The 20,743-nt window shown below is 56.8% G+C and carries 15 protein-coding genes and 1 pseudogene; 9 read left to right on the top strand and 7 right to left on the bottom strand.

The window, feature by feature from the left end; genetic code table 11:
• Positions 1–15 precede the first annotated feature (15 nt).
• From AC07RO_RS22155 to AC07RO_RS22135, 5 genes are all read left to right on the top strand, one after another.
• Complete coding sequence (locus AC07RO_RS22155; protein ID WP_495087090.1) at positions 16–1,749, top strand: class I SAM-dependent DNA methyltransferase; 1,734 nt, start codon at positions 16–18, stop codon at positions 1,747–1,749.
• On the top strand, positions 1,739–3,055 hold the full coding sequence (locus tag AC07RO_RS22150; protein WP_495087089.1) for a restriction endonuclease subunit S: 1,317 nt from the start codon (positions 1,739–1,741) through the stop codon (positions 3,053–3,055). Before AC07RO_RS22155 ends, AC07RO_RS22150 begins: the two co-directional genes overlap by 11 nt.
• A complete protein-coding gene (locus AC07RO_RS22145) occupies positions 3,052–4,104 on the top strand; it encodes a PDDEXK nuclease domain-containing protein (RefSeq protein WP_495087088.1) in 1,053 nt (350 codons plus the stop codon). The genes AC07RO_RS22150 and AC07RO_RS22145 overlap by 4 nt, the downstream gene beginning before the upstream one ends.
• Positions 4,101–7,220 (top strand): type I restriction endonuclease subunit R, encoded by a 3,120-nt coding sequence (locus tag AC07RO_RS22140; RefSeq protein WP_495087087.1) that lies wholly within the window; start codon positions 4,101–4,103, stop codon positions 7,218–7,220. The genes AC07RO_RS22145 and AC07RO_RS22140 overlap by 4 nt, the downstream gene beginning before the upstream one ends.
• 156 nt (positions 7,221–7,376) lie before the next feature.
• Complete coding sequence (locus AC07RO_RS22135) at positions 7,377–8,498, top strand: endonuclease NucS domain-containing protein (protein WP_495087086.1); 1,122 nt, start codon at positions 7,377–7,379, stop codon at positions 8,496–8,498.
• A 339-nt stretch (positions 8,499–8,837) separates the two neighbouring features.
• On the opposite strand, the gene AC07RO_RS22130 is transcribed toward AC07RO_RS22135, so the two are convergent.
• From AC07RO_RS22130 to exaC, 7 genes and pseudogenes are all read right to left on the bottom strand, one after another.
• Positions 8,838–10,463 (bottom strand): TIGR04141 family sporadically distributed protein, encoded by a 1,626-nt coding sequence (locus tag AC07RO_RS22130; protein ID WP_495087085.1) that lies wholly within the window; start codon positions 10,461–10,463, stop codon positions 8,838–8,840.
• A gap of 52 nt (positions 10,464–10,515) precedes the next feature.
• On the bottom strand, positions 10,516–10,782 hold the full coding sequence (locus AC07RO_RS22125; protein WP_495087084.1) for a hypothetical protein: 267 nt from the start codon (positions 10,780–10,782) through the stop codon (positions 10,516–10,518).
• Positions 10,779–11,511, bottom strand: a pseudogene (locus AC07RO_RS22120) (LexA family transcriptional regulator). The gene AC07RO_RS22125 and the pseudogene AC07RO_RS22120 overlap by 4 nt, the downstream one beginning before the upstream one ends.
• 440 nt (positions 11,512–11,951) lie before the next feature.
• Positions 11,952–12,479, bottom strand: coding sequence for an inorganic diphosphatase (ppa, locus tag AC07RO_RS22115; RefSeq protein WP_062384817.1), 528 nt, complete (start codon positions 12,477–12,479; stop codon positions 11,952–11,954).
• A 107-nt stretch (positions 12,480–12,586) separates the two neighbouring features.
• Positions 12,587–13,405, bottom strand: a complete 819-nt coding sequence (locus tag AC07RO_RS22110; protein ID WP_495087083.1) for a M90 family metallopeptidase — start codon at positions 13,403–13,405, stop codon at positions 12,587–12,589.
• 4 nt (positions 13,406–13,409) lie between these two features.
• Positions 13,410–14,057 (bottom strand): DedA family protein, encoded by a 648-nt coding sequence (locus AC07RO_RS22105; RefSeq protein WP_065988392.1) that lies wholly within the window; start codon positions 14,055–14,057, stop codon positions 13,410–13,412.
• 173 nt (positions 14,058–14,230) lie between these two features.
• The gene (exaC, locus tag AC07RO_RS22100; RefSeq protein ID WP_192173773.1) at positions 14,231–15,751 is read right to left on the bottom strand and encodes an acetaldehyde dehydrogenase ExaC; all 1,521 of its coding nucleotides are present in this window, start codon (positions 15,749–15,751) and stop codon (positions 14,231–14,233) included.
• A gap of 313 nt (positions 15,752–16,064) precedes the next feature.
• Here exaC and AC07RO_RS22095 point away from each other — a divergent pair, with 313 nt between their 5' ends.
• From AC07RO_RS22095 to AC07RO_RS22080, 4 genes are all read left to right on the top strand, one after another.
• Positions 16,065–17,969 (top strand): sigma-54-dependent Fis family transcriptional regulator, encoded by a 1,905-nt coding sequence (locus AC07RO_RS22095; RefSeq protein WP_495087082.1) that lies wholly within the window; start codon positions 16,065–16,067, stop codon positions 17,967–17,969.
• Positions 17,970–18,327: 358 nt separating this feature from the next.
• Complete coding sequence (gene mpl / locus AC07RO_RS22090) at positions 18,328–19,677, top strand: UDP-N-acetylmuramate:L-alanyl-gamma-D-glutamyl-meso-diaminopimelate ligase (protein ID WP_192173771.1); 1,350 nt, start codon at positions 18,328–18,330, stop codon at positions 19,675–19,677.
• Positions 19,674–20,303, top strand: a complete 630-nt coding sequence (gene ubiX, locus AC07RO_RS22085) for a flavin prenyltransferase UbiX (protein ID WP_495087081.1) — start codon at positions 19,674–19,676, stop codon at positions 20,301–20,303. The genes mpl and ubiX overlap by 4 nt, the downstream gene beginning before the upstream one ends.
• Positions 20,296–20,583 (top strand): YceK/YidQ family lipoprotein, encoded by a 288-nt coding sequence (locus tag AC07RO_RS22080; RefSeq protein WP_495087080.1) that lies wholly within the window; start codon positions 20,296–20,298, stop codon positions 20,581–20,583. Before ubiX ends, AC07RO_RS22080 begins: the two co-directional genes overlap by 8 nt.
• Positions 20,584–20,743 lie beyond the last annotated feature (160 nt).

The following is a 20,743-nucleotide window of genomic DNA, read 5'->3' as shown; positions in this document are numbered from 1 at the left end:
ATTTAGGAAATTTTCATGTCGGATCTGAAAGGTCCCCAGCAGGCCATCAACACTCTCGCTGAGCAGGCACTCAATCAAGCTCGTGCTCGTTTTGCGCCAATTGAAAATGATGCAGCGCCAGAACTCGAGCCGCTGAAAAAGACGCGGGGGCGTAAAGCGGCTGTTATCACGCCCAGCAGCACCCTGCAGGATTTGGAAAAGACGTTGTGGGCCACCGCAGATAAACTGCGCGCCAATATGGACGCAGCCGAGTACAAGCACATCGTGCTCGGCCTGATTTTTCTCAAGTACATTTCCGACAGCTTCTCCGGTCGTCGCGGCGAACTGGAGCGAAGGTTTGCCGATTCCAACGATGACTACTACTTGGGCAGCGACGATCCCATATTCTTGGCTCAAGAGCTGGAAGAGCGCGACTACTACAAAGAAGTGAATGTTTTCTGGGTACCCGAAGCAGCGCGCTGGGAGTCCATCCGAGCCAATGCCAAGCAGGTGGATATTGGCAAGCGCATCGACGAGGCGCTGGCTGCCATCGAAGCAGAAAATCCGCCACTTAAAAGCATCCTTGATAAGCGCTATGCCCGCGCTCAGCTCCCCGATGGTAAGCTGGGCGAACTGGTCGATCTGATTTCTGTTATAGGTTTCGGTAGCGACGCCCATCAGGCTCGCGACTTGCTCGGCCAAGTCTATGAATACTTCCTGGGTCAGTTCGCCAGTGCCGAAGGCAAAAAAGGCGGGCAGTTCTATACCCCGGCTAGCATAGTTAAGACCCTGGTTGCGGTGCTCAACCCTCACCACGGCAAAGTTTACGACCCCTGCTGTGGCTCAGGCGGCATGTTTGTGCAGTCGGAAAAATTCATCGAAGCCCACGGCGGCAAGCTAGGTGACGTGTCTATCTACGGTCAGGAGTCCAATCCGACCACATGGCGCCTGGCGGCGATGAACTTGGCCATTCGCGGCATCGACTTCAACCTCGGCCGTGAGCCAGCCGACACTTTTATCCGCAACCAGCACAGCGATCTGCGCGCCGACTTTGTTCTAGCTAACCCACCTTTCAATATCAGCGACTGGTGGCACGGCAGCCTAGACGGCGACCCGCGCTGGGTATACGGCACTCCACCGCAAGCTAATGCCAACTACGCTTGGCTGCAGCACATGCTGTTTCATCTCAAATCCAGTGGCCGGGCCGGTATCGTCCTGGCCAATGGCTCGATGAGCTCCAACCAAAGCACTGAAGGTGATATTCGCCGCGCCATGGTCGAGGCCGATGTGGTGGAAGTGATGGTCGCGTTGCCTGGCCAGTTATTCTTCAACACCCAGATCCCGGCCTGCTTGTGGTTCTTGACCAAACAGAAAGTCGCCCGTCCCGGTGAAGTGCTGTTTATCGACGCGCGTAAACTGGGTACGAATGTCAGTCGGGTGCAGATCGAGCTGCTTGATAGGGACATCGAGCGCATTGCCCAAACCGTCGCCAATTGGCGCGGGGTGCCGCTGGAGGCCGGAGGTGAGATTGTCGAACACACCGACATCCCCGGCTTCTGCCGTAGCGTGACTCTCACTGAAATCGCCGAACATGGGCATGTACTGACCCCAGGTCGCTATGTTGGTGCCGAGGCGGTCGAGGATGACGACGAAGCCTTTGCTGACAAGATGCAGAACCTTACTGCGTTGCTAAGCGAGCAGATGGCCAAAGGCGCTGAGCTCAATCAGTTGATTCGCCAGAAACTGGGGGGGCTAGGGTATGAGTTCTGAATGGCAAGAGCTTTCGATTGCGGACGTGTGCAAACAAGTTTTCTCTGGAGGCACTCCAAAGTCGACGATATCTGAGTACTTTGATGGAGGTACAATTCCTTGGTTGAAAACCAAGGAGGTTAACTACACTAAGGTCACCGAAACTGAGAATTTCATAACCGCGCTTGGGTTGAAGAACTCTTCCGCAAAGCTCGTTCCAGTGAACTCAGTGATCGTGGCTATGTATGGCAACGGCGATACAGCTGGACGCGTTGCGATAAATAAAATAGAGCTAACGACTAATCAAGCTTGCTGTAATCTCGTGATTGACTGCGATCGTGCCGATTATCGTTTTGTCTATTACTATTTAAAATCTCAGTATGACAGGTTGGTGGACCTCAAGAATGGCGGCGCGCAACAAAACTTGAATGGAAAGCTTATTAAAGATTATCCAATTCTTGTACCTTCTTTGCGGGAACAGAGAGATATTGGCAGCTTTTTGGGAGCAATCGACGACCAAATCGCCCTGCTATATGAAACCAACTCCACCTTGGAGGCCATCGTCCAGACGCTGTTCAAATCTTGGTTCGTCGACTTCGACCCAGTGCGGGCAAAGGCCGAGGGGGTTGAGCCGGAAGGCATGGACTCCGCTACCGCCGTGCTGTTTTCCGACAGTTTTGAAGAGTCCAAGTTGGGATTGGTACCCAAAGGTTGGGCTACACGGCCTATCTACGATATGGCGTCTTATATCAACGGAGCAGCTTACAAGGCATTTGAACCGAATGCGGAGCGTCGCGGTCTTCCAATTATCAAGATTGCGGAGCTAAAAGCTGGAGTTACCTCGCAAACGGCTTTCTCGGACGTTGTCATGATGGATAAATATTTAATCAAGACCGGGGACATACTTTTCTCGTGGTCAGGCAATCCGGATACGTCCATTGACACTTTCGTTTGGGGGCATGCCCCGGCGTTGCTGAATCAACACATTTTTCGTGTCTTACCACATATTCCTAGTGAGCGCTCATTCGTTCTCCAAACGCTCAGGAACCTCAAGCCAGTATTTGCGGAACTTGCGCGGAACAAACAGACAACGGGACTTGGTCATGTAACCGTGGCCGATTTGAAACGGGTCCATGTTGTTAATCCTCCGGAGTCGGTAATAAACGAATTCAATAATGTTGCCGAAGTGATTCACCAGATGGTTTTTTCTAATGAAAAACAAGCCAAAACACTAACCCAACTCCGAGACACCATGCTGCCTCGCCTGACCTCCGGCCAACTGCGCCTGCCAGCAGCAGAGGAAATAATCGAGGATGCGTGTGCATGAGCAGGTCACAGATCCCCCCATTGCCAGAGGGCTACGCCGAATGGCTGACTCAGCTTAAGGGCGACATCATTCAAGCCAGACAGCGAGCTACGCTGGCGGTCAATGCCGAGTTGGTGCAGCTGTATCACCGGATAGGGGTTGAAATTAGGCAACGTCAACAACACAACGGTTGGGGTGCGAAAGTCATTGACCGCTTGGCACGCGACCTTTCCGAAGCCTTTCCCGATATCCGAGGTTTTTCCGGCCGCAACCTCAAGTACATGGCGTTTTTTGCTCAGCATTGCCCTGATGGTTTATTTGGGCAGCAGCCTGCTGCCCAATTGCCTTGGTTCCACGTAGTAACGGTGCTGACCAAGCTGGACAGTCCAGCCGAGCGCGAGTGGTATGCGGAACAAACCATCCTTCAGGGCTGGTCTCGCAGCACCCTGGAGCTGAACATCAAGGGCCGACTGCAGCAGCGCCAAGGCTCGGCGGTCACCAACTTCGTCAGCCGCCTGCCCGCTGCAGATTCGGCCTTGGCCCAGGAAACTCTGAAGGATCCGTACCTGTTCGATTTTCTGGGCCTGGGTAATGACGCTCAAGAGCGTGAGATCGAAGCCGGTCTGATCCGCCACATCACCCGTTTCCTGCTGGAGCTTGGCGCCGGCTTTGCCTTCGTCGGCCGCCAGTTTCGCCTTGAAGTTGGTGGTGATGAATTTTTCATCGACCTGCTGTTCTATCACACCCGACTCAAATGCTATGTAGTCGTAGAGCTGAAGGCGACTGCCTTCAAGCCCGAGCACGCAGGTCAGTTGAATTTCTATCTGGCGGCGGTGGATGCGCAAATCAAAGCCGAGGACGACAAACCCACCATAGGTCTACTGTTGTGCAAACAGCAGAACCGCTTGGTGGCCGAGTACGCGTTGTCGGGCATCGACAAACCTATCGGTGTCGCCGAGTACCAACTACTTCGCGATTTACCCGAAAAATTGGGCCGCAGTCTGCCGAGCATTGCCGAGATTGAGGCGGAGCTGGCCGGTGAACTGAACACAGGAAGTGAAGTGGAATGACCGAAGACCAGTTGGAACAGGAAACCCTCAGCTGGCTGGCAGAGGTGGGCTACACCCACCTGTACGGGCCGAACATTGCCCATGACGGTGACAGCCCCGAGCGGCACAACTACCGTCAGGTAGTTTTGGTCGAGCGGCTGCGCAACGCCATCGACAAGCTCAATCCCAAGGTGCCACTGTCCGCGCGCGAAGATGCGCTTAAGCAAGTGCTTGAGTTAGGCATGCCGGTACAGCTGTCGGCCAATCGTCAGTTCCACCGCCTGCTGGTCGGCGGCGTACCCGTTCAGTACCAGAAGGAGGGCGAAACCCGGGGTGACTTCGTGCGCCTGATCGACTGGGTCGAGGTAAAAGGCAACGACTGGCTGGCCATCAATCAGTTCAGCATTCAGGGGCCGAAACACACTCGGCGACCGGACATCATCTTGTTCGTCAACGGTCTGCCGTTAGTATTGCTGGAGCTGAAAAACCCGGCCGATGTGAAGGCCGACCTGAGCAAAGCCTTCGATCAAATTCAGACATACAAGGAACAGATCCCGGATCTGTTCCAGTACAACGAAATCCTCGTAATCGCCGATGGTAGCGAAGCTCGCATGGGTTCGTTGTCCGCAGACGCCGAGCGCTTCATGAGCTGGCGAACCATCGACGGCGAAACTCTCGATCCATTGGGACAGTTCAACGAGCTTGAAACGTTGGTGCGCGGGGCATTGGCGCCCGAGATGCTGCTCGACTACCTGCGCTACTTCGTGTTGTTCGAGGATGACGGGCGGCTAGTGAAGAAGATCGCCGGTTACCACCAATTCCACGCCGTGCGCGCTGCGATCCAGCAAGTAGTCACCGCCTCGCGTCCCGGCGGCAGCCAAAAGGGCGGGGTGGTTTGGCACACCCAGGGTTCAGGCAAAAGCATCACCATGACGTGTTTCGCCGCCAGAGTGATGCAAGAAGCGGCGATGGAAAACCCAACCATCTTGGTGATTACCGATCGGAACGACCTGGATGGGCAGTTGTTCGGAGTGTTCTCGTTGTCCCAGGATCTGCTGCGCGAGCAGCCCGTTCAGGTTGAGTCACGGGGTGACCTGCGCAGCAAACTGGCCAATCGACCCAGTGGCGGTATTGTTTTTGCCACGATCCAGAAGTTCATGCCCGGGGTGGATGAAGACCAGTTTCCGGTGTTGTCCCTGCGCTCGAACATCGTCGTCATCGCCGACGAAGCCCATCGCACTCAATACGGCTTTAACGCTGAACTGAAGGCGCCAGTTGGGCAGGCAGCAGAGACCACGACTCGTTATCAAGTTGGCTACGCCCAGCATTTACGCAACGCGTTGCCCAATGCCACCTTCGTGGCGTTCACCGGCACGCCAGTGTCCAGCGAAGACCGCGACACCCGCTCGGTCTTCGGTGAATACATCCATGTCTATGACATGCAGCAGGCCACCGAAGACGGCGCAACCGTCGCCATCTATTACGAATCTCGTCTGGCGAAACTGTCGTTGAAGGACAGTGAGCTGCCGGCCATCGATGCACAGGTTGATGAGCTGGCTGAGGATGAGGAAGAGGACCAGCAGTCGCGCCTGAAAAGCCGTTGGGCCGCGCTGGAAAAGGTGGTCGGGGCCGAACCTCGGATTCACAGCGTTGCGGTAGATCTTGTCGCGCATTTTGAAGAGCGTAACCAAGGCTTGGTGAGCATGGGCCTGATGCCCGGCAAAGCCATGCTGGTGGCCATGAGTCGCGAGATCTGCGTGCACTTGTACAACGAAATCGTCGCCCTCCGTCCGGACTGGCATGACGAAGACCCGGAAAAAGGCGCGATCAAGATCGTTATGACCGGCAGTGCCTCGGACAAGGCTTTATTGCGGCCGCACATTTATTCCGGACAGCAAAAAAAGCGCCTGGAAAAACGCTTTAAGGATCCACTCGATCCGCTCAAGTTGGTTATCGTCCGTGACATGTGGTTGACCGGCTTCGATGCACCTTGCGTCCACACTTTGTACGTGGATAAGCCAATGAAAGGCCATAACCTGATGCAAGCCATTGCCCGGGTTAACCGTGTCTTCAAGGACAAGCAAGGTGGTCTGGTGGTGGATTACATCGGCATCGCCAATGAGCTGAAAGCAGCACTCAAGGAGTACACCGGAAGTAAGGGCAAAGGACGGCCCACGGTGGATGCTCACGAAGCCTATTCAGTGTTGGAAGAGAAGCTCGATGTATTGCGCAGCCTGCTGCATGGTTTCGATTACACCGACTTTTTAGCCGGCGGCCATAAGCTGCTCGCTGGAGCAGCCAACCATGTTCTCGGCCTTGAGGATGGCAAGAAGCGCTTTGCTGACAACGCGCTCGCGATGAGCAAGGCCTTTACCTTGTGCTGCACCTTGGACGAGGCTAAGGCAGTGCGCGAAGAAGTGGCATTCTTCCAGGCGATCAAGGTGATCTTGATCAAGCGTGAAGTTAGCCAGCAGAAGAAAACCGACGAAGAACGCGAATTGGCCATCCGCCAAATCATCGGCAACGCCGTGGTCTCGGGGGACGTGGTAGACATTTTCGAAGCGGTGGGTCTGGACAAGCCCAATATCGGCCTGCTCGATGACGCGTTTCTAAGCGAGGTGCGCAACCTCCCAGAGAGGAATCTGGCAGTAGAGTTGTTGGAGCGTTTGCTCGAAGGCGAAATCAAGAGCCGTTACAGCACTAACCTGACCCAGGAGAAGAAGTTCTCAGAGCTGCTCGCCAATGTAATCAAACGCTATCAAAACCGCTCAATCGAAACGGCTCAGGTCATCGAAGAACTGATCGAGATGGCCAAGAAATTCGCTGCCGCAAGCAAGCGCGGTGACGTACTGGGGATCAATGATGACGAGCTGGCGTTTTACGATGCATTGGCCAATAACGAATCTTCGGTTCGCGAGCTGGGTGACGAAATCCTGGCCAAAATTGCCCACGAACTGACCGCCAGTTTGCGGGCGAACGTCAGTGTTGATTGGAGCAGTCGGGAAAGTGTAAAAGCCAAACTTCGTATCTTGGTTCGACGGATTTTGCGTAAGTACAAATATCCGCCGGATCAAGCTGAGGAGGCGGCGCAGTTGATCCTCAATCAGGCGGAAACGCTTTGCGAGGCTTGGTTGTAAAGTTAAATCGGCTAGCCTGCCGCTAGGGGGCTGGGTCCTATGTCACCCCCGCTCGGTGGGAAGGTCCAAATTTTTAGGTTCTATGAAGATTTGTCCAACAGCCTGTTGGACAATCTCCATGGCTCTAGCGTTTTTTCTATTTAGAAGGATCTAACTTTGCCAATCAAAACGGATATTTGGACCGTTGATGCTGCACCCACCAAGCTCGTACCGAGCCGATTGCCAAGCGAGCAGTTTCTCGAAGACATGATCGTGAATGCGCCAGACATCCTCTCGGATGAGTGGATGCTCATCGGACGGCAGGAAAGTACCGGCATGGGCGGAAGAATCGACCTACTTGCAGTCGCTCCCGACGGTGCGTTGGTTCTGATTGAGCTCAAGCGGGATCGCACTCCCCGTGAGGTCGTTGCTCAAGCGATTGATTACGCGGTTTGGATTGAAAAACTACGCAGCGACGAAATCGAGCTGATCTACAAACGTTTCCGGCCGGGCCGAAGTTTGGGCGACGATTTCCGCCACCGGTTTGGGCGCGTGCTGGGTGAAGGCGATCTGAACAATAGCCACCAGCTGATCATTGTCGCCACAGAACTAGACGCAAGCAGCGAGCGCATCGTTTCCTACCTAAGCGAGCGAGACATCCCGATCAACGTCCTGTGCTTTCAGATCTTTCAAGCTGGCGAGCGTCAACTGCTTAGTCGGTCGTGGCTGCTCGATCCTGCGCAGACTCAGGTCAATGCAGCATCAACGGGCGAATCGCAAAACGAACCGTGGAATGGCGAGTTTTATTGCTCCTACGGGGTATCAATGGCGCGGTCGTGGGATGACGCGATCGAGTTCGGGTTCATCTCCGGGGGCGGCGGAAGTTGGTACAGCAAAACCCTGCGGGTACTTGCACCAGGCGACCGAGTTTGGGTGAACGTTCCGCAGCAAGGTTACGTCGGCGTATGCCGGGTCATCGCTGCCGCTGCGCCGGCCAGCGCGTTTACAGTCACGAGGGATGGCGTCGACGTCCCGGTATTGGACGCGGCGACACGCGGCAGTTACCACGTTGAGTTTTTCGATGACCTGGAACGGTGCGAATACTTCGTTGGCGTTGAATGGCTGCAGACGGTCCCGCTTTCGCAAGCCGTGCGCGAGGTTGGATTCTTTGGTAATCAGAACACCATATGCCGTCCTAGTACCCCGAAGTGGCGATGGACGGTAGAGCGATTGAAAAACTTTTTTCAAAGGTTTGATGAGGGGGATTTAGGCAGTGGCGGATTCAGTAAGGTCAGGTAGTGATAATTTATCTCCGACTGGCTCAGTTCATAAAAAGCGCTTCTCGCTACGACGAGATCCCCATCAGCCTACGACCCTAGTTAGCTGGTGTAAATATCGCTTTTTTTACATAGGCTCATCGCCAAATTACGGCATCTGTATTGGATGTGTCCCAGAGAAGATTTCAACAGCAGCTCCCATCAGTGAATGCACTATGCATTAGAGTTTATTTGACGAGCTCTGCTTTTGGTGATTTATGGATAACCGCCGCAGCGTAATGTGTTCTATTCAGGGCGGTATGTGAGTTTATACAGTGGCATATGTTCTGGGTGTAATGTGAATTTCAAATTTTGGTAAACGTCAAAGAGTTTTTTTCGGTTTTATTTTCTTTTTTAGGGCGAGGTGGGGGTCAACAGGAATGGCGCATAAAGCTACGCCGTAATTTAATCCTCGTAACACCTTTATAGCGTTTTTTAGAGTGACCTTTGAGAAAAATGGAAGCTCACTTGGAAGTGCTTTTGACGTGGCTACTGCGTAGACGACTGTATAGTTTTGAGGGTTTGGCCGGGCTTCAGCATCCAGTAGCTTTATCGATGGCGGGAGTTTCGTATTTAGTTTTTGTCGAAAGTCTGCGTCAACGATAAAAGCTTCTGCTGACACGCAGCCTTGAGAGAATAAATGGCTAAGTGTGCTAGAGCTTCGGTAATACTTCACGTGTATTAGATCTGTGCCATCTTTTATTGCATCGCAGAACTCTAGTTTGTCATACGCACCACCGATTCGTATGTTTTTCTTGTCTAGTAAGCATATGGTAGGATCACTCGCCTCTAGGTGGGAGTTATATTCCTCTTCTCTATCGTGGCTGTAAGTGGGCAGCGTATGTCTGTACGTATTGATTGATTGAAGCTGGCGGTCTATTTTCTCTACGAAGGTAGGATTTATCCTGTACCAGGTAGCATTCCTAAGTACGAACTTATCCTTGCCGTAGTTTAGTTCAGCGTACAGGCAGCGATACGCAGACCATGTTTTTATTGGCTGATATTCATGACTGTTTATATGCACGCTGGAGCTCTTTAAGGTTTCTACTGTCAGCGATGCGTGTTTTTGGTTAAGGTGATTTATCAAGTCGTCGAGATGCAACACTACGTGACGTTCAGTCTTCGGATACAAATCAAAGGAGTAGCCAACATGGTTTTCCCAGTCCACAATTTCGGGTTCACCAAGCCAGAAGCCGGAGTAGTCATGTTTTGTGAATCTGCTATCTAACTCAAGATCAAGTATTTCAATTTCCTCGTTGTCTCGAACTTTATTTATGTTGTCTACCCATTCGAAATCTTCCGGTAGTGGTTGTTCCCATCTGTGAATAGCTTCTTCAAGTATTTCAGGTAGCCCATCCAGGTTCGATTCCGTTAGGATCGTTAGTGCATCTCTGCCCGTGATTTGGGTACCGAATTTTTCGACTGACGACACGCCAGTGACTGCATAAAGCATTTCTAACTCTGAGTTCATGTGGAGGTCAAATATGTCGACTTCCTTGGTGCTTTGAGTTCTATAGTTAAGAGGATTATGGTCGTAGCTTGCTTTATCAAGGCTTCTAAGTTTTGCTGGCTCTACGGAGTTCAACGTAACGCGTAAGCCGAAATCACGTTCAATATGGTCATCATTAATTAAATGGAAGCCAGTGCCGAATGCTAGGATGAATTTTGAAGAGTTAACAGTGACGACAAGTACTGCACCTATAGATTGTGACGATCCGAAAGCATTTTTTTTAACTTCCTCCCGTTCAGTAAAAAGTTTGGTCCAGGGGGGTGAATGCTCGGGTGGAGTTTTTTTTATATAAAGCCTCGAGGAGTCGAAGCCTTCGATGAATAGTTCTGTGAATGGCTCGGTATTCTCGACTTTCAGTAGTAAGATATCATCTACTATTGGCTTCTTTGTTAGGTAGATTGAAAGCTTTTCTTTACGTTCCTTCGCAACTTTAACCATTATGACTTCATCCAGAATGCCAGTGTAGTCACCTGATGATATCAAAACGAAATCATTGCGCAATCTTTAGCGAATATTTCGGAGAATTAAAAAGCCGGCTTGTGGCCGGCTTCTCGGTGACGGGTTTGATTAGTTTTTGGCTAACCGCACCCGTCCGCAAAAGTGCGCGCTGCAAGGAGGCGCTTGTCAGGTAGACCGGGCAGGTCACGGAGACGGTGCCAGGTCGATCACCCATCGGCGTGTGGCCGACGGGTGCTGAAACGAAGGCGTGCAGGATACCCATGTTGCTGGCATCTGCCCAGTTCTGAAACACGCTCATTGCGCGCCTCGCCCCAACGTTGCCGGGTGGCGGCGGTTATTGAGGGTCGACCACCAAAAGATCCACCCCAGAATATGAATGTGCTGAGCCTGAACCTGTTCGGCTGAAGATCTCGTCCGGGTATTCGGCGCAATTGTGGCTGCGCAGGCGCAAACCGCCGCCCGGCAGGCGATACAGGTATTTCACCCGCAGCATGCCGTCGTGTTCGAGGGCGTACATTTCGCCATCGATGATCTGCACGCGCCCGCGATCAATGCCGATCAGCGAACCGTCCTGGATTTTGTCCGCCATGCTGTTGCCGACCATCGCCACGCAAATGGCGTTGTGCAGCTTCACGTCCATGGTTTCAAGCACACGCCGGGACAGGCGCACTTTGTGGTTGTGGATTTCGCCCACCGCCGTCCGGCCGGAGCTTTGCGTCTCCAGCTCGGTGTAGACCGGCATTTCCAGTTCTTCGCGGGCGCTTCGCTCGGCCCGGGGCGGTTGAGTGTCTGGCTGCTGGGCAATTGAGCGGTCTTGTCCGGGGTGCTTCGGGCCCTCGCCGCTGCGCAGCCAACGCGCGTTGACGCTCAGCAGTTCAGCGACTTCTTCAATACGCGCCATGGGGATGCCGCGCTTGAACCAGTTGTTCACGTGTTGGGGCGTAACTTTTCGGTTGGCGGCAAAGTCCGTCGCGGAGAGATGGCACTCTCGCAAAAGGCCGCGCAGTCGATCACCTGATGTATTCATGGGCCGAAGTTTACGGCGGGTTGAAGCTCGTTTAAATGAACGAAGTGTTCAAATGAGCACGCCGTCATGCCTGGGCGTGAATGTAAGGATTACAACGTTCGGCCGTTTTTGTAGGCCGATTCATTCACTGTTTTCTTTTGCATCAACAATGGCTGAAGCCGATGTCATTATCGGTCTTAGGCCATTAGCGAACGCAAAGGCCTGCCTAAAGCGGTCGCCAGGGAAGTTTGAATCAAGCGGTGTTGCTCAAATAAGAAATTCTAACGGCGCAATTAAACACGCTGTGTGTGGAAGGCGAGTTTTAAACATTCGTGTAAGGGCGGAGGGCGAAAAAAAGCGGGATGTATGGGGGAGGGGTGTTCAAAAAGCAGGAGGCGGGGACGTGCAGCTAAAGCGTGGCCCCGTCGAAGCGGCGAGCGCTTCGGCGGGGCACAACCGGATCAGCCCTTGTAGGCCGCTACCGATTTGGTGATCGCTTCGCGAGCGGCGTCAGCGCCGGCCCAGCCTTCGATCTTCACCCATTTGCCTTTTTCGAGGTCTTTGTAGTTCGCGAAGAAGTGCTCGATCTGCTGGATCAGCAGCGGTGGCAGATCGGTGTATTCCTTCACGTCCACGTACAGCTGGGACAGCTTGTCGTGCGGGACTGCGATGACTTTGGCATCGCCGCCGCCGTCGTCGGTCATGTTCAGCACGCCGACCGGACGGGCACGGATCACGGAACCCGGAGCCACCGGATAAGGCGTCACGACCAGCACGTCGAGGGGGTCGCCGTCGTCAGCCAGGGTGTTGGGGATAAAACCGTAGTTGGCCGGGTAGAACATCGGGGTGGCCATGAAACGGTCAACGAAAAGGCAGTCGCTTTCTTTGTCGATTTCGTACTTGATCGGCGCGTGGTTGGCCGGGATCTCGATTGCGACGTAGATGTCATTCGGCAGGTCTTTACCGGCCGGAATCTTGCTGTAGCTCATTGGGCTTTGCCCCCTTGGTTGACCATTCAGAATCTGGCATGCAACGCCAAAAAGTGGCCCGGATTATAGGCACATTCCCGGAGCGTTGCCATGCGTGACGGCAGGCTTCAGGCGTCGTGTTGAGCCTGATAGACCGGGTTGTCGTGCTGAAGTGCCGTCAACCGCGCCAACGGGTCCTGCCGATAGAACGCTTTCAGTTGCCCGTAGACGGCGGGATAGGCCTCGACGAGCAAATCCGGGGCGCTGAAGAAGTATTCGCTGATGACCGCGAAAAATTCAGCGGGGTTTTCCGCAGCGTAGTGGTCGATGGCGGTCTCGGCGTCCGGGTCGGCGTCGAGTTGCCGATTGAGATCGTCGTATGCGCTCTGCATGGCGCTGGCCCAGTCACTGACGCGCATGTCGGGGTGCAGCGGCGGCAGGCCGTTCGCTTCGCCGTTGAGCATGTCCAGCTTGTGCGCCAGTTCGTGGATCACCAGGTTGTAGGCTTCCCATCCTCCGCTCGTCAGCACACCCGGCCAGGCCAGAATCACCGGGCCCTGGGACCACGCCTCTCCGCTGTGCTCGCCGTCCCATTCGTGTTCGATGCCGCTGGCATCGCGATGGCGTTGCGGGCTGATGAAATCGTCGCCGTAAAGGATGATTTCGTGAAAACCCTGATACCAGTTCAGATCGCCCAGGGCGAGCAACGGCAGCTGCGCCTGAGCAGCGAGAAACAGCCGCGATTCGTCATCCATTTCGACGCCTTCCAGCGCCGTCAGGTGTTTAGCTTGCAAAAACAGCACGCAGCTGTCGAGCAGGTAGCGGTCTTCTTCGGCGCTCAGCCCGTCGAGGATCGGCAGGCGCTGGCGTACGCGCTCCCACAGTTGCGGATCGACCGGATGGCGGGCCAGCGTGCGCCGTTTGCGCCATTCCCGGAACGACCACATGGGCTCAGCGCGCCTCGGCGGAGCGACCTGCGCGGCTGCGGATCAGACCGATGATCATCGGCAGCAGCGAGATCAGGATGATCGCCAACACCAGCAGCGTCAGGTTCTTCTTGATGAACGGGATGTTGCCGAAGAAGAAGCCCAAGGTGACCAGCCCGCCCACCCACAGCACTGAGCCCAGTACGCTGAACCCGAGAAAGCGCAGGTAAGGCATGCGGCCAAGACCGGCCACGAAGGGGGCGAAGGTGCGGATGATCGGCAGGAAGCGCGCGAGGGTGACGGTTTTGCCGCCGTGGCGACCATAGAATTCCTGGGTTTTGGTCAGGTAATCGCGACGGAAGATTTTCGAATTCGGGTTGCTGAACAGCTTGTCGCCGGCCGTGCGGCCGATGATGTAGTTGGTGCTGTCACCGAGAATCGCCGCTGCCATCAGCAGGCAGGCCAGCAACACCGGGTCCATGCCGCCACCGGCGGCGACCGCGCCCGCAATAAACAGCAGCGAATCGCCGGGCAGGAAAGGCATCACTACCAGGCCGGTTTCGCAAAAGATCACCAAGAACAGAATCGCGTAAACCCAGGTGCCGTATTGGGTCACAAGCAGGTCGAGGTAAACGTCGAGGTGAAGAATCAGATCAAGCGGATTGAAATCCATGTAGGCACCTGGTTTTGAGACCCGATCCGGGTCGTGCGGGGCGAAGAGGGGAAATGTGCGCGGCAGTATAAAGGCATGCAGCAGCGATGTCCGCTGACACGCGGCCGCGCCTGTATCCGCGAATAAAAAACGGCCTCCGAAGAGGCCGTTGCTTGTCGCCCGATTACGCTAAATCAAAAGAAGCCCAGCGGATTGATGTCGTAGCTCACCAGCAGATTTTTCGTCTGCTGATAGTGCTCGAGCGCGACCTTGTGGGTTTCGCGGCCGACGCCGGATTTCTTGTAACCGCCGAACGCCGCATGGGCCGGGTATAAGTGATAGCAGTTGGTCCACACGCGACCGGCCTTGATCGCCCGGCCCACACGGTAGGCGCGATTGATGTCGCGGGTCCAGACGCCGGCACCCAGGCCGAACTCGGTGTCGTTGGCAATGGCCAGGGCTTCCGCTTCGTCCTTGAAAGTGGTCACGCTCACCACCGGGCCGAAGATTTCTTCCTGGAAGACGCGCATCTTGTTGTTGCCTTTGAGCAGCGTCGGCTGGATGTAATAACCAGTCGCCAGCGAGCCTTCGAGCTTCTCGACCTTGCCGCCGGTCAGCAATTCGGCGCCTTCGCCCTGGGCGATTTCGAGGTACGAGAGAATCTTGTCGAATTGCTGCTGCGACGCCTGGGCGCCGACCATAGTGTCGGTGTCCAGCGGATCGCCGCGCTGGATCTTCAGCACCTTCTTCATCACCACTTCCATGAACTGCGGGTAGATCGACTCCTGAACCAGGCAGCGTGACGGGCAGGTGCAGACTTCGCCCTGGTTGAAGAACGCCAGCACTACGCCTTCAGCGGCTTTGTCGATGAACTCCGGCTCGGCCTGCATGATGTCTTCGAAGAAGATGTTCGGCGACTTGCCGCCCAGTTCCACGGTGGACGGGATGATGCTGTCGGCCGCCAGTTTCATGATGTGCGAACCCACCGGCGTCGAACCGGTGAAGGCGATCTTGGCGATGCGTTTGCTGCTGGCCAGGGCTTCACCCGCTTCGCGGCCATAACCCTGCACGACGTTGAGCACGCCTTTCGGCAACAGATCGCCGATCAGTTCCATCAACACGGTGATGCCCAGCGGCGTTTGCTCGGCCGGCTTGAGGACGATGCAGTTACCGGCGGCGAGGGCGGGCGCAAGTTTCCAGGCGGCCATCAACAGTGGGAAGTTCCACGGGATGATCTGCCCGACCACGCCAAGCGGCTCGTGAATGTGATACGCCACGGTGTTGCCGTCGATCTCCGCAGCGGAGCCCTCCTGGGCACGCAGCACGCCGGCGAAATAACGGAAGTGATCGACGGCGAGGGGGATGTCCGCGTTGAGGGTTTCGCGCACGGCTTTGCCGTTGTCCCAGGTCTCGGTGACCGCCAGCAATTCCAGGTTCTGTTCGATGCGGTCAGCGATTTTCAGCAGGGTCAGCGAGCGTTCCTGCACCGAGGTTTTGCCCCACGCATCGGCCGCGGCATGGGCGGCGTCGAGGGCTTTATCGATGTCTTCGGCGGTGGAGCGAGGGAATGTTGCGATCAGCTTTCCGGTGATCGGCGAGGTGTTTTCAAAGTATTGGCCTTTGACCGGCGGCACGAATTCGCCACCGATGTAATTGCCGTACTGGGTCTTGAAGGTGACGATTGAGCCTTCAGTACCGGGGTGGGCGTAACGCATGGTGAATATCTCCTTGCTCTTGTGATTGTCTGGGGATAACGCGTTGCGGCGTATGACTCGGTCGCATGGCTAGAGCGTAGAGCAAAGCGCGGGCCACTGCCGTCTGACGCCCGTTTTACGGGGACTTTGTGGATGGATCGTCTGGTGCCGGCCGAGTGGCGTATCAACGGCGGGGCGGATCGAGTGACACTTTGTACCCTTAGCGTGACAACTCAGTGGCCCCCGCCTTTCGCAGCATTGCAATGAATCCGGGCGAGGAGGATGCTGAGTCGCAAATCCTCCGCAGAGCCCCGGCTCAGGATGAAGAATAAAAATGCACAGCAATCACCTGACGCGCCACGCCGAACAAGTGCTGACCGTTACCCAGGGCAAAACACCCCATCACCTTGCCACCGACCCTTCCATTGCCCGTTCATGGTTGCGGTGTCTGGAGGACTATCACCTCGACCCCGCGCAAGCCATGGCGCCGACCGTGCTTGAGCACGCGCGGGTGCTGGAAAGTCGCGAGCAGTTGCAGCAGGTGCTGACCATCGCCGGCGACGAGATGAACAGCCTGCACCGTCAGCTTGCCGGCGGCAGCGCGGTGCTGCTGACCGATGCCCGCGGGATCATCCTCAACTGCGTGACCGAGCCAGGCGATCGACGGATTTTCGAGCGCGCCGGTTTGTGGCTGGGCGCCGACTGGAGCGAGGCGCGGGAGGGCACCAATGGCATCGGCACCTGCCTGGTCGAGCGTCAGTCGGTGACGATCCATCGTGACGAACATTTTCGGGGGCGCCACACCGGGCTGACCTGTTCGGCGAGCCCGGTGTTCGATCCCCATGGCGATCTGCTTGCGGTGCTGGACGTTTCTTCGGCCCGTCACGACGTGTCCCGGCAGAGCCAGTTTCACACCATGGCGCTGGTGAATCTGTCGGCGAAGATGATCGAAAGCAGTTATTTCCTGCGCCATTTCAATGACCAGTGGCTGCTGCGTTTTCACCTTCAGGCCGGCGCGGTTGGTCTGTTCAGCGAAGGGCTGCTGGCGTTTGAAGGCGAAGGTCGCGTCAGTGCGCTGAACCAGAGCGCGTTGAATCTGCTCGGCTTGAGCCGTGACGAACTGGTCGGGCAGGGCGTGGAATCGTTATTTGACTGCTCGCTGGACGAGCTGCTGAGCCGCGCTTCGCCGGACGCCGCCGCCAGTTGGCCGCTGCGCACGCGGGACGGGCGGGGATTCTTCGCCGTGCTCCGTGGGCAATCCCGCGCCCAGCCGAAGGGCCTTGCTACGCCGATGGTCAGCAAGTTGGCGGTGCCGCTCGCCTCGAGTGATATCTGCCTGGGCGATGCGTCGCTGCAAACTGATTTCCGTCGCGCGCTGAAGGTATTCGAGCGTGACGTGCCGTTGCTGATCAACGGTGAAACGGGCTCTGGCAAAGAGGCGTTTGCCAAGGCAGTGCATCAGGCGAGTCAGCGCTCCGCCAAGCCATTCGTGGCGCTGAACTGCGCGGCCATTCCGGAAAGCCTGATCGAGAGCGAGCTGTTCGGTTATCGCGGCGGCAGCTTTACCGGCGCGCGTAAAGAAGGCATGCGCGGCAAGTTGCAACAGGCCGATGGCGGCACGTTGTTTCTGGATGAGATCGGCGATATGCCGGTGGCCTTGCAGACCCGTTTACTGCGGGTGCTGGAAGACCGGCTGGTGGTGCCCATTGGTGGCGAGCCGCAAGCAGTGGATGTACGACTGATCAGTGCGACCCACCGGAATCTGCTGGAGCGGGTGGAGGACGGCAGCTTTCGTGAGGATTTGTTTTATCGGCTCAACGGGCTGGAAATCGCTTTGCCGCCATTGAGAGAGCGGAGTGATCGGGCGCAGTTGCTGGAGTTGTTGTTGAAGCAGGAGGCGGGCGGGCTTTCGATTGTGATTGAAGCGGAGGCGAGGCAAGCGCTGCTTGACTTCAACTGGCCCGGCAACGTGCGGCAGATGCGCAACGTGCTGCGTACGCTGGCGGCGCTGTGTGATGAAGGGCGAGTTGCTTTTGATGATCTGCCGGTGGCGATTCGGCAGGGGAGTGTGCAGACGATACCCGATGAGGCCCACTCGCCGTTGGATGACGCCGAACGCGCAGCGCTCATCTCCACCCTGGAAACCCAGCGCTGGCACATGACCCACGCCGCCCGGGAGCTGGGGGTGAGCCGGAATACGCTGTACAGAAAGCTGCGCAAGCATGGGATTAATCGCTAAGGACCCTCGGTGGATGAAGCCGGTGTGAGTTCCCTCGATGCTACGGCGTGGCACCTGACGCCTTCCCGGCTAAAGCCGGTCCAACTAGGGCGTCGCGTTCAGCCAGTAGGACCGGCTTTAGCCGGGAAGAGGCCAGTGTGGGCACCATCAATTCTGCAATGTGCACGCGGTCTTTTAGTGGGACCGGCTTCAGCCGGGAAGAGGCCGGTGTGATCGCCATCAGTTCTGCGGCGTAGCGCCCGACGCCGTCCCGGTTAAAGCCGGTCCTACCATGGCGTTCACTCGCTCTCGGTAATTCCCCCGTGCGCATCCACTGCCTTCTACGCTAACCTGCGGCCCATGTTCTAAGAGGTCGGTCATGCACATTCATATTCTGGGTATCTGCGGCACGTTCATGGGTTCGCTGGCGGTGCTCGCCAAGGATCTGGGCCATAAAGTCACGGGCTCCGATGCCAACGTCTACCCGCCGATGAGCACACAGCTCGAAGCGCAGGGCATTCAGTTGATGCAGGGTTACGACCCCTCGCACCTCGAACCGGCACCGGATCTGGTGGTGGTCGGCAACGCCATGTCGCGCGGCAATCCCGCGGTCGAATATGTCCTGAACAAGGGCCTGCCTTACGTTTCCGGGCCGCAGTGGCTGGCCGATCACGTTCTTCGCGGTCGCTGGGTGCTGGCCGTCGCAGGCACCCATGGCAAAACCACCACCAGCAGCATGCTCGCCTGGGTGCTGGAACACGCCGGCATGGCACCGGGCTTCCTGATCGGCGGCGTACCGCAGAACTTCGATGTCTCGGCGCGTCTCGGTGATACGCCGTTCTTCGTCGTCGAGGCGGATGAATACGACAGCGCCTTCTTCGACAAGCGCTCCAAGTTCGTCCATTACGGCCCGCGCACCGCCATCCTCAACAACCTGGAATTCGATCACGCCGACATCTTCCCCGATCTCCCGGCCATCGAGCGGCAGTTCCACCACCTCGTGCGCACCATTCCGAGCGAAGGCCTGGTCATTCACCCGACCACCGAGCCCGCGCTTGAGCGCGTGATTCAAATGGGCTGCTGGACGCCGGTGCAAACCACGGGCGAGGGCGGTCAATGGCAGGCGAACCTGCTCAGCGATGACGGCTCAACATTCGAGGTGCTGTTTGAAGGTGCGGTCCAGGGCGTCGTCGACTGGGGCATGACCGGCCAGCACAACGTCGCCAATGCCTTGGCGACCCTCGCCGCCGCCCGCCACGTGGGCGTCGTGCCGCAGCAGGGCGTTGAAGCGCTGAGTGCGTTCAAGAGCGTAAAGCGGCGCATGGAAAAGGTCGCCGAGGTGCGCGGCATCATCATCTACGACGACTTCGCCCACCACCCGACCGCCATCGCCACCACGCTGGACGGTCTGCGCAAGAAGGTCGGCGATGCGCCGATCATCGCCATCGTCGAGCCGCGTTCCAACTCCATGAAGCTCGGCGCCCACCGCGACGGTCTGCCGGAAAGCGTGGTCCAGGCCGATCAGGTGGTCTGGTATGCGCCGGCCAATCTGGGTTGGGATCTGGCGGCAACCGCTGCGCAATGCACCATTCCATCATTGGTCTGCGACAGCCTCGACGGCATCATCGAGCTTGTGAAAAATCAGGCTGTGCCCGGCACCCATGTAGTCATCATGAGCAACGGTGGCTTCGGCGGCCTGCACGGCAAACTTGCGGAGGCCCTGCAATGAGCGGCCCGGAACGCATCACCCTGGCGATGACCGGCGCGTCCGGCGCGCAATACGGCCTGCGCCTGCTGGACTGCCTGGTGCGCGAAGACCGCGAAGTGCATTTCCTAATCTCCAAGGCCGCGCAATTGGTCATGGCCACGGAAACCGACGTCAACCTGCCGCCCAAGCCGCAGATGATGCAGGCGTTCCTAAACGAATACACCGGCGCGACCGCGGGCCAGATTCGGGTGTACGGCAAGGAAGACTGGATGTCGCCGGTGGCGTCCGGTTCCGGTTCGCCGAGTGCGATGGTCGTGGTGCCGTGTTCGACCGGGACGTTGTCGGCGATCGCCACGGGCGCCTGCAACAACTTGATCGAGCGCGCCGCAGACGTGACGTTGAAGGAGCGTCGGCAGTTGATTCTGGTGCCCCGCGAGGCGCCGTTTTCCAGCATTCATCTGGAGAACATGCTCAAGCTGTCGAACATGGGCGCGGTGGTTCTGCCGGCGTCGCCCGGTTTCTATCACCAGCCGCAGACGATCGACGATCTGGTGGATTTCGTCGTCGCGCGGATTCTCAATCTGCTCAACATTCCCCAGGACATGCTGCCGCGCTGGGGCGAGCATCACTTTGGCGCTGATGAATAAGCTCGTCGTCATTGCGCTGGGTCTGTTGCTGACCACAGGCTGCTCGACCGTGCGCACCCTCGATGCCAATCAGCCCGGCGCGCCGGTCGTGTACGCCGGGACGCGACTGGATCTGTACGCCATCGAAGGCGGCTGCTGCGAGAAGGATCGCTTCGGCACCGAGGCGCCGGAATACCCGATGCTCGACCTGCCCGGCAGCGCGCTGCTCGACACGCTGCTGCTGCCGCTGTCGATCCTGACCGCGCTGGGTGTTGGGTTTCAGGCTACGGGCGGGATGTAACTCAGAACGGCGATCCCTGTAGGAGTGAGCTTGCTCGCGATTGCGGTATGACCTGCCCTAAAGCGGTGACTGTCAAAACGCGTTCGCGAGCAAGCTCACTCCTACAATATGCTGCGGTGTCCGGGCCGAATGCATTCCATGTGGTAGCGAGCTTGCTCGC

It is taken from the genome of Pseudomonas sp. GW821-FHT07F05, assembly GCF_059418765.1.
This window is presented reverse-complemented; position numbering and strand designations above follow the sequence as displayed.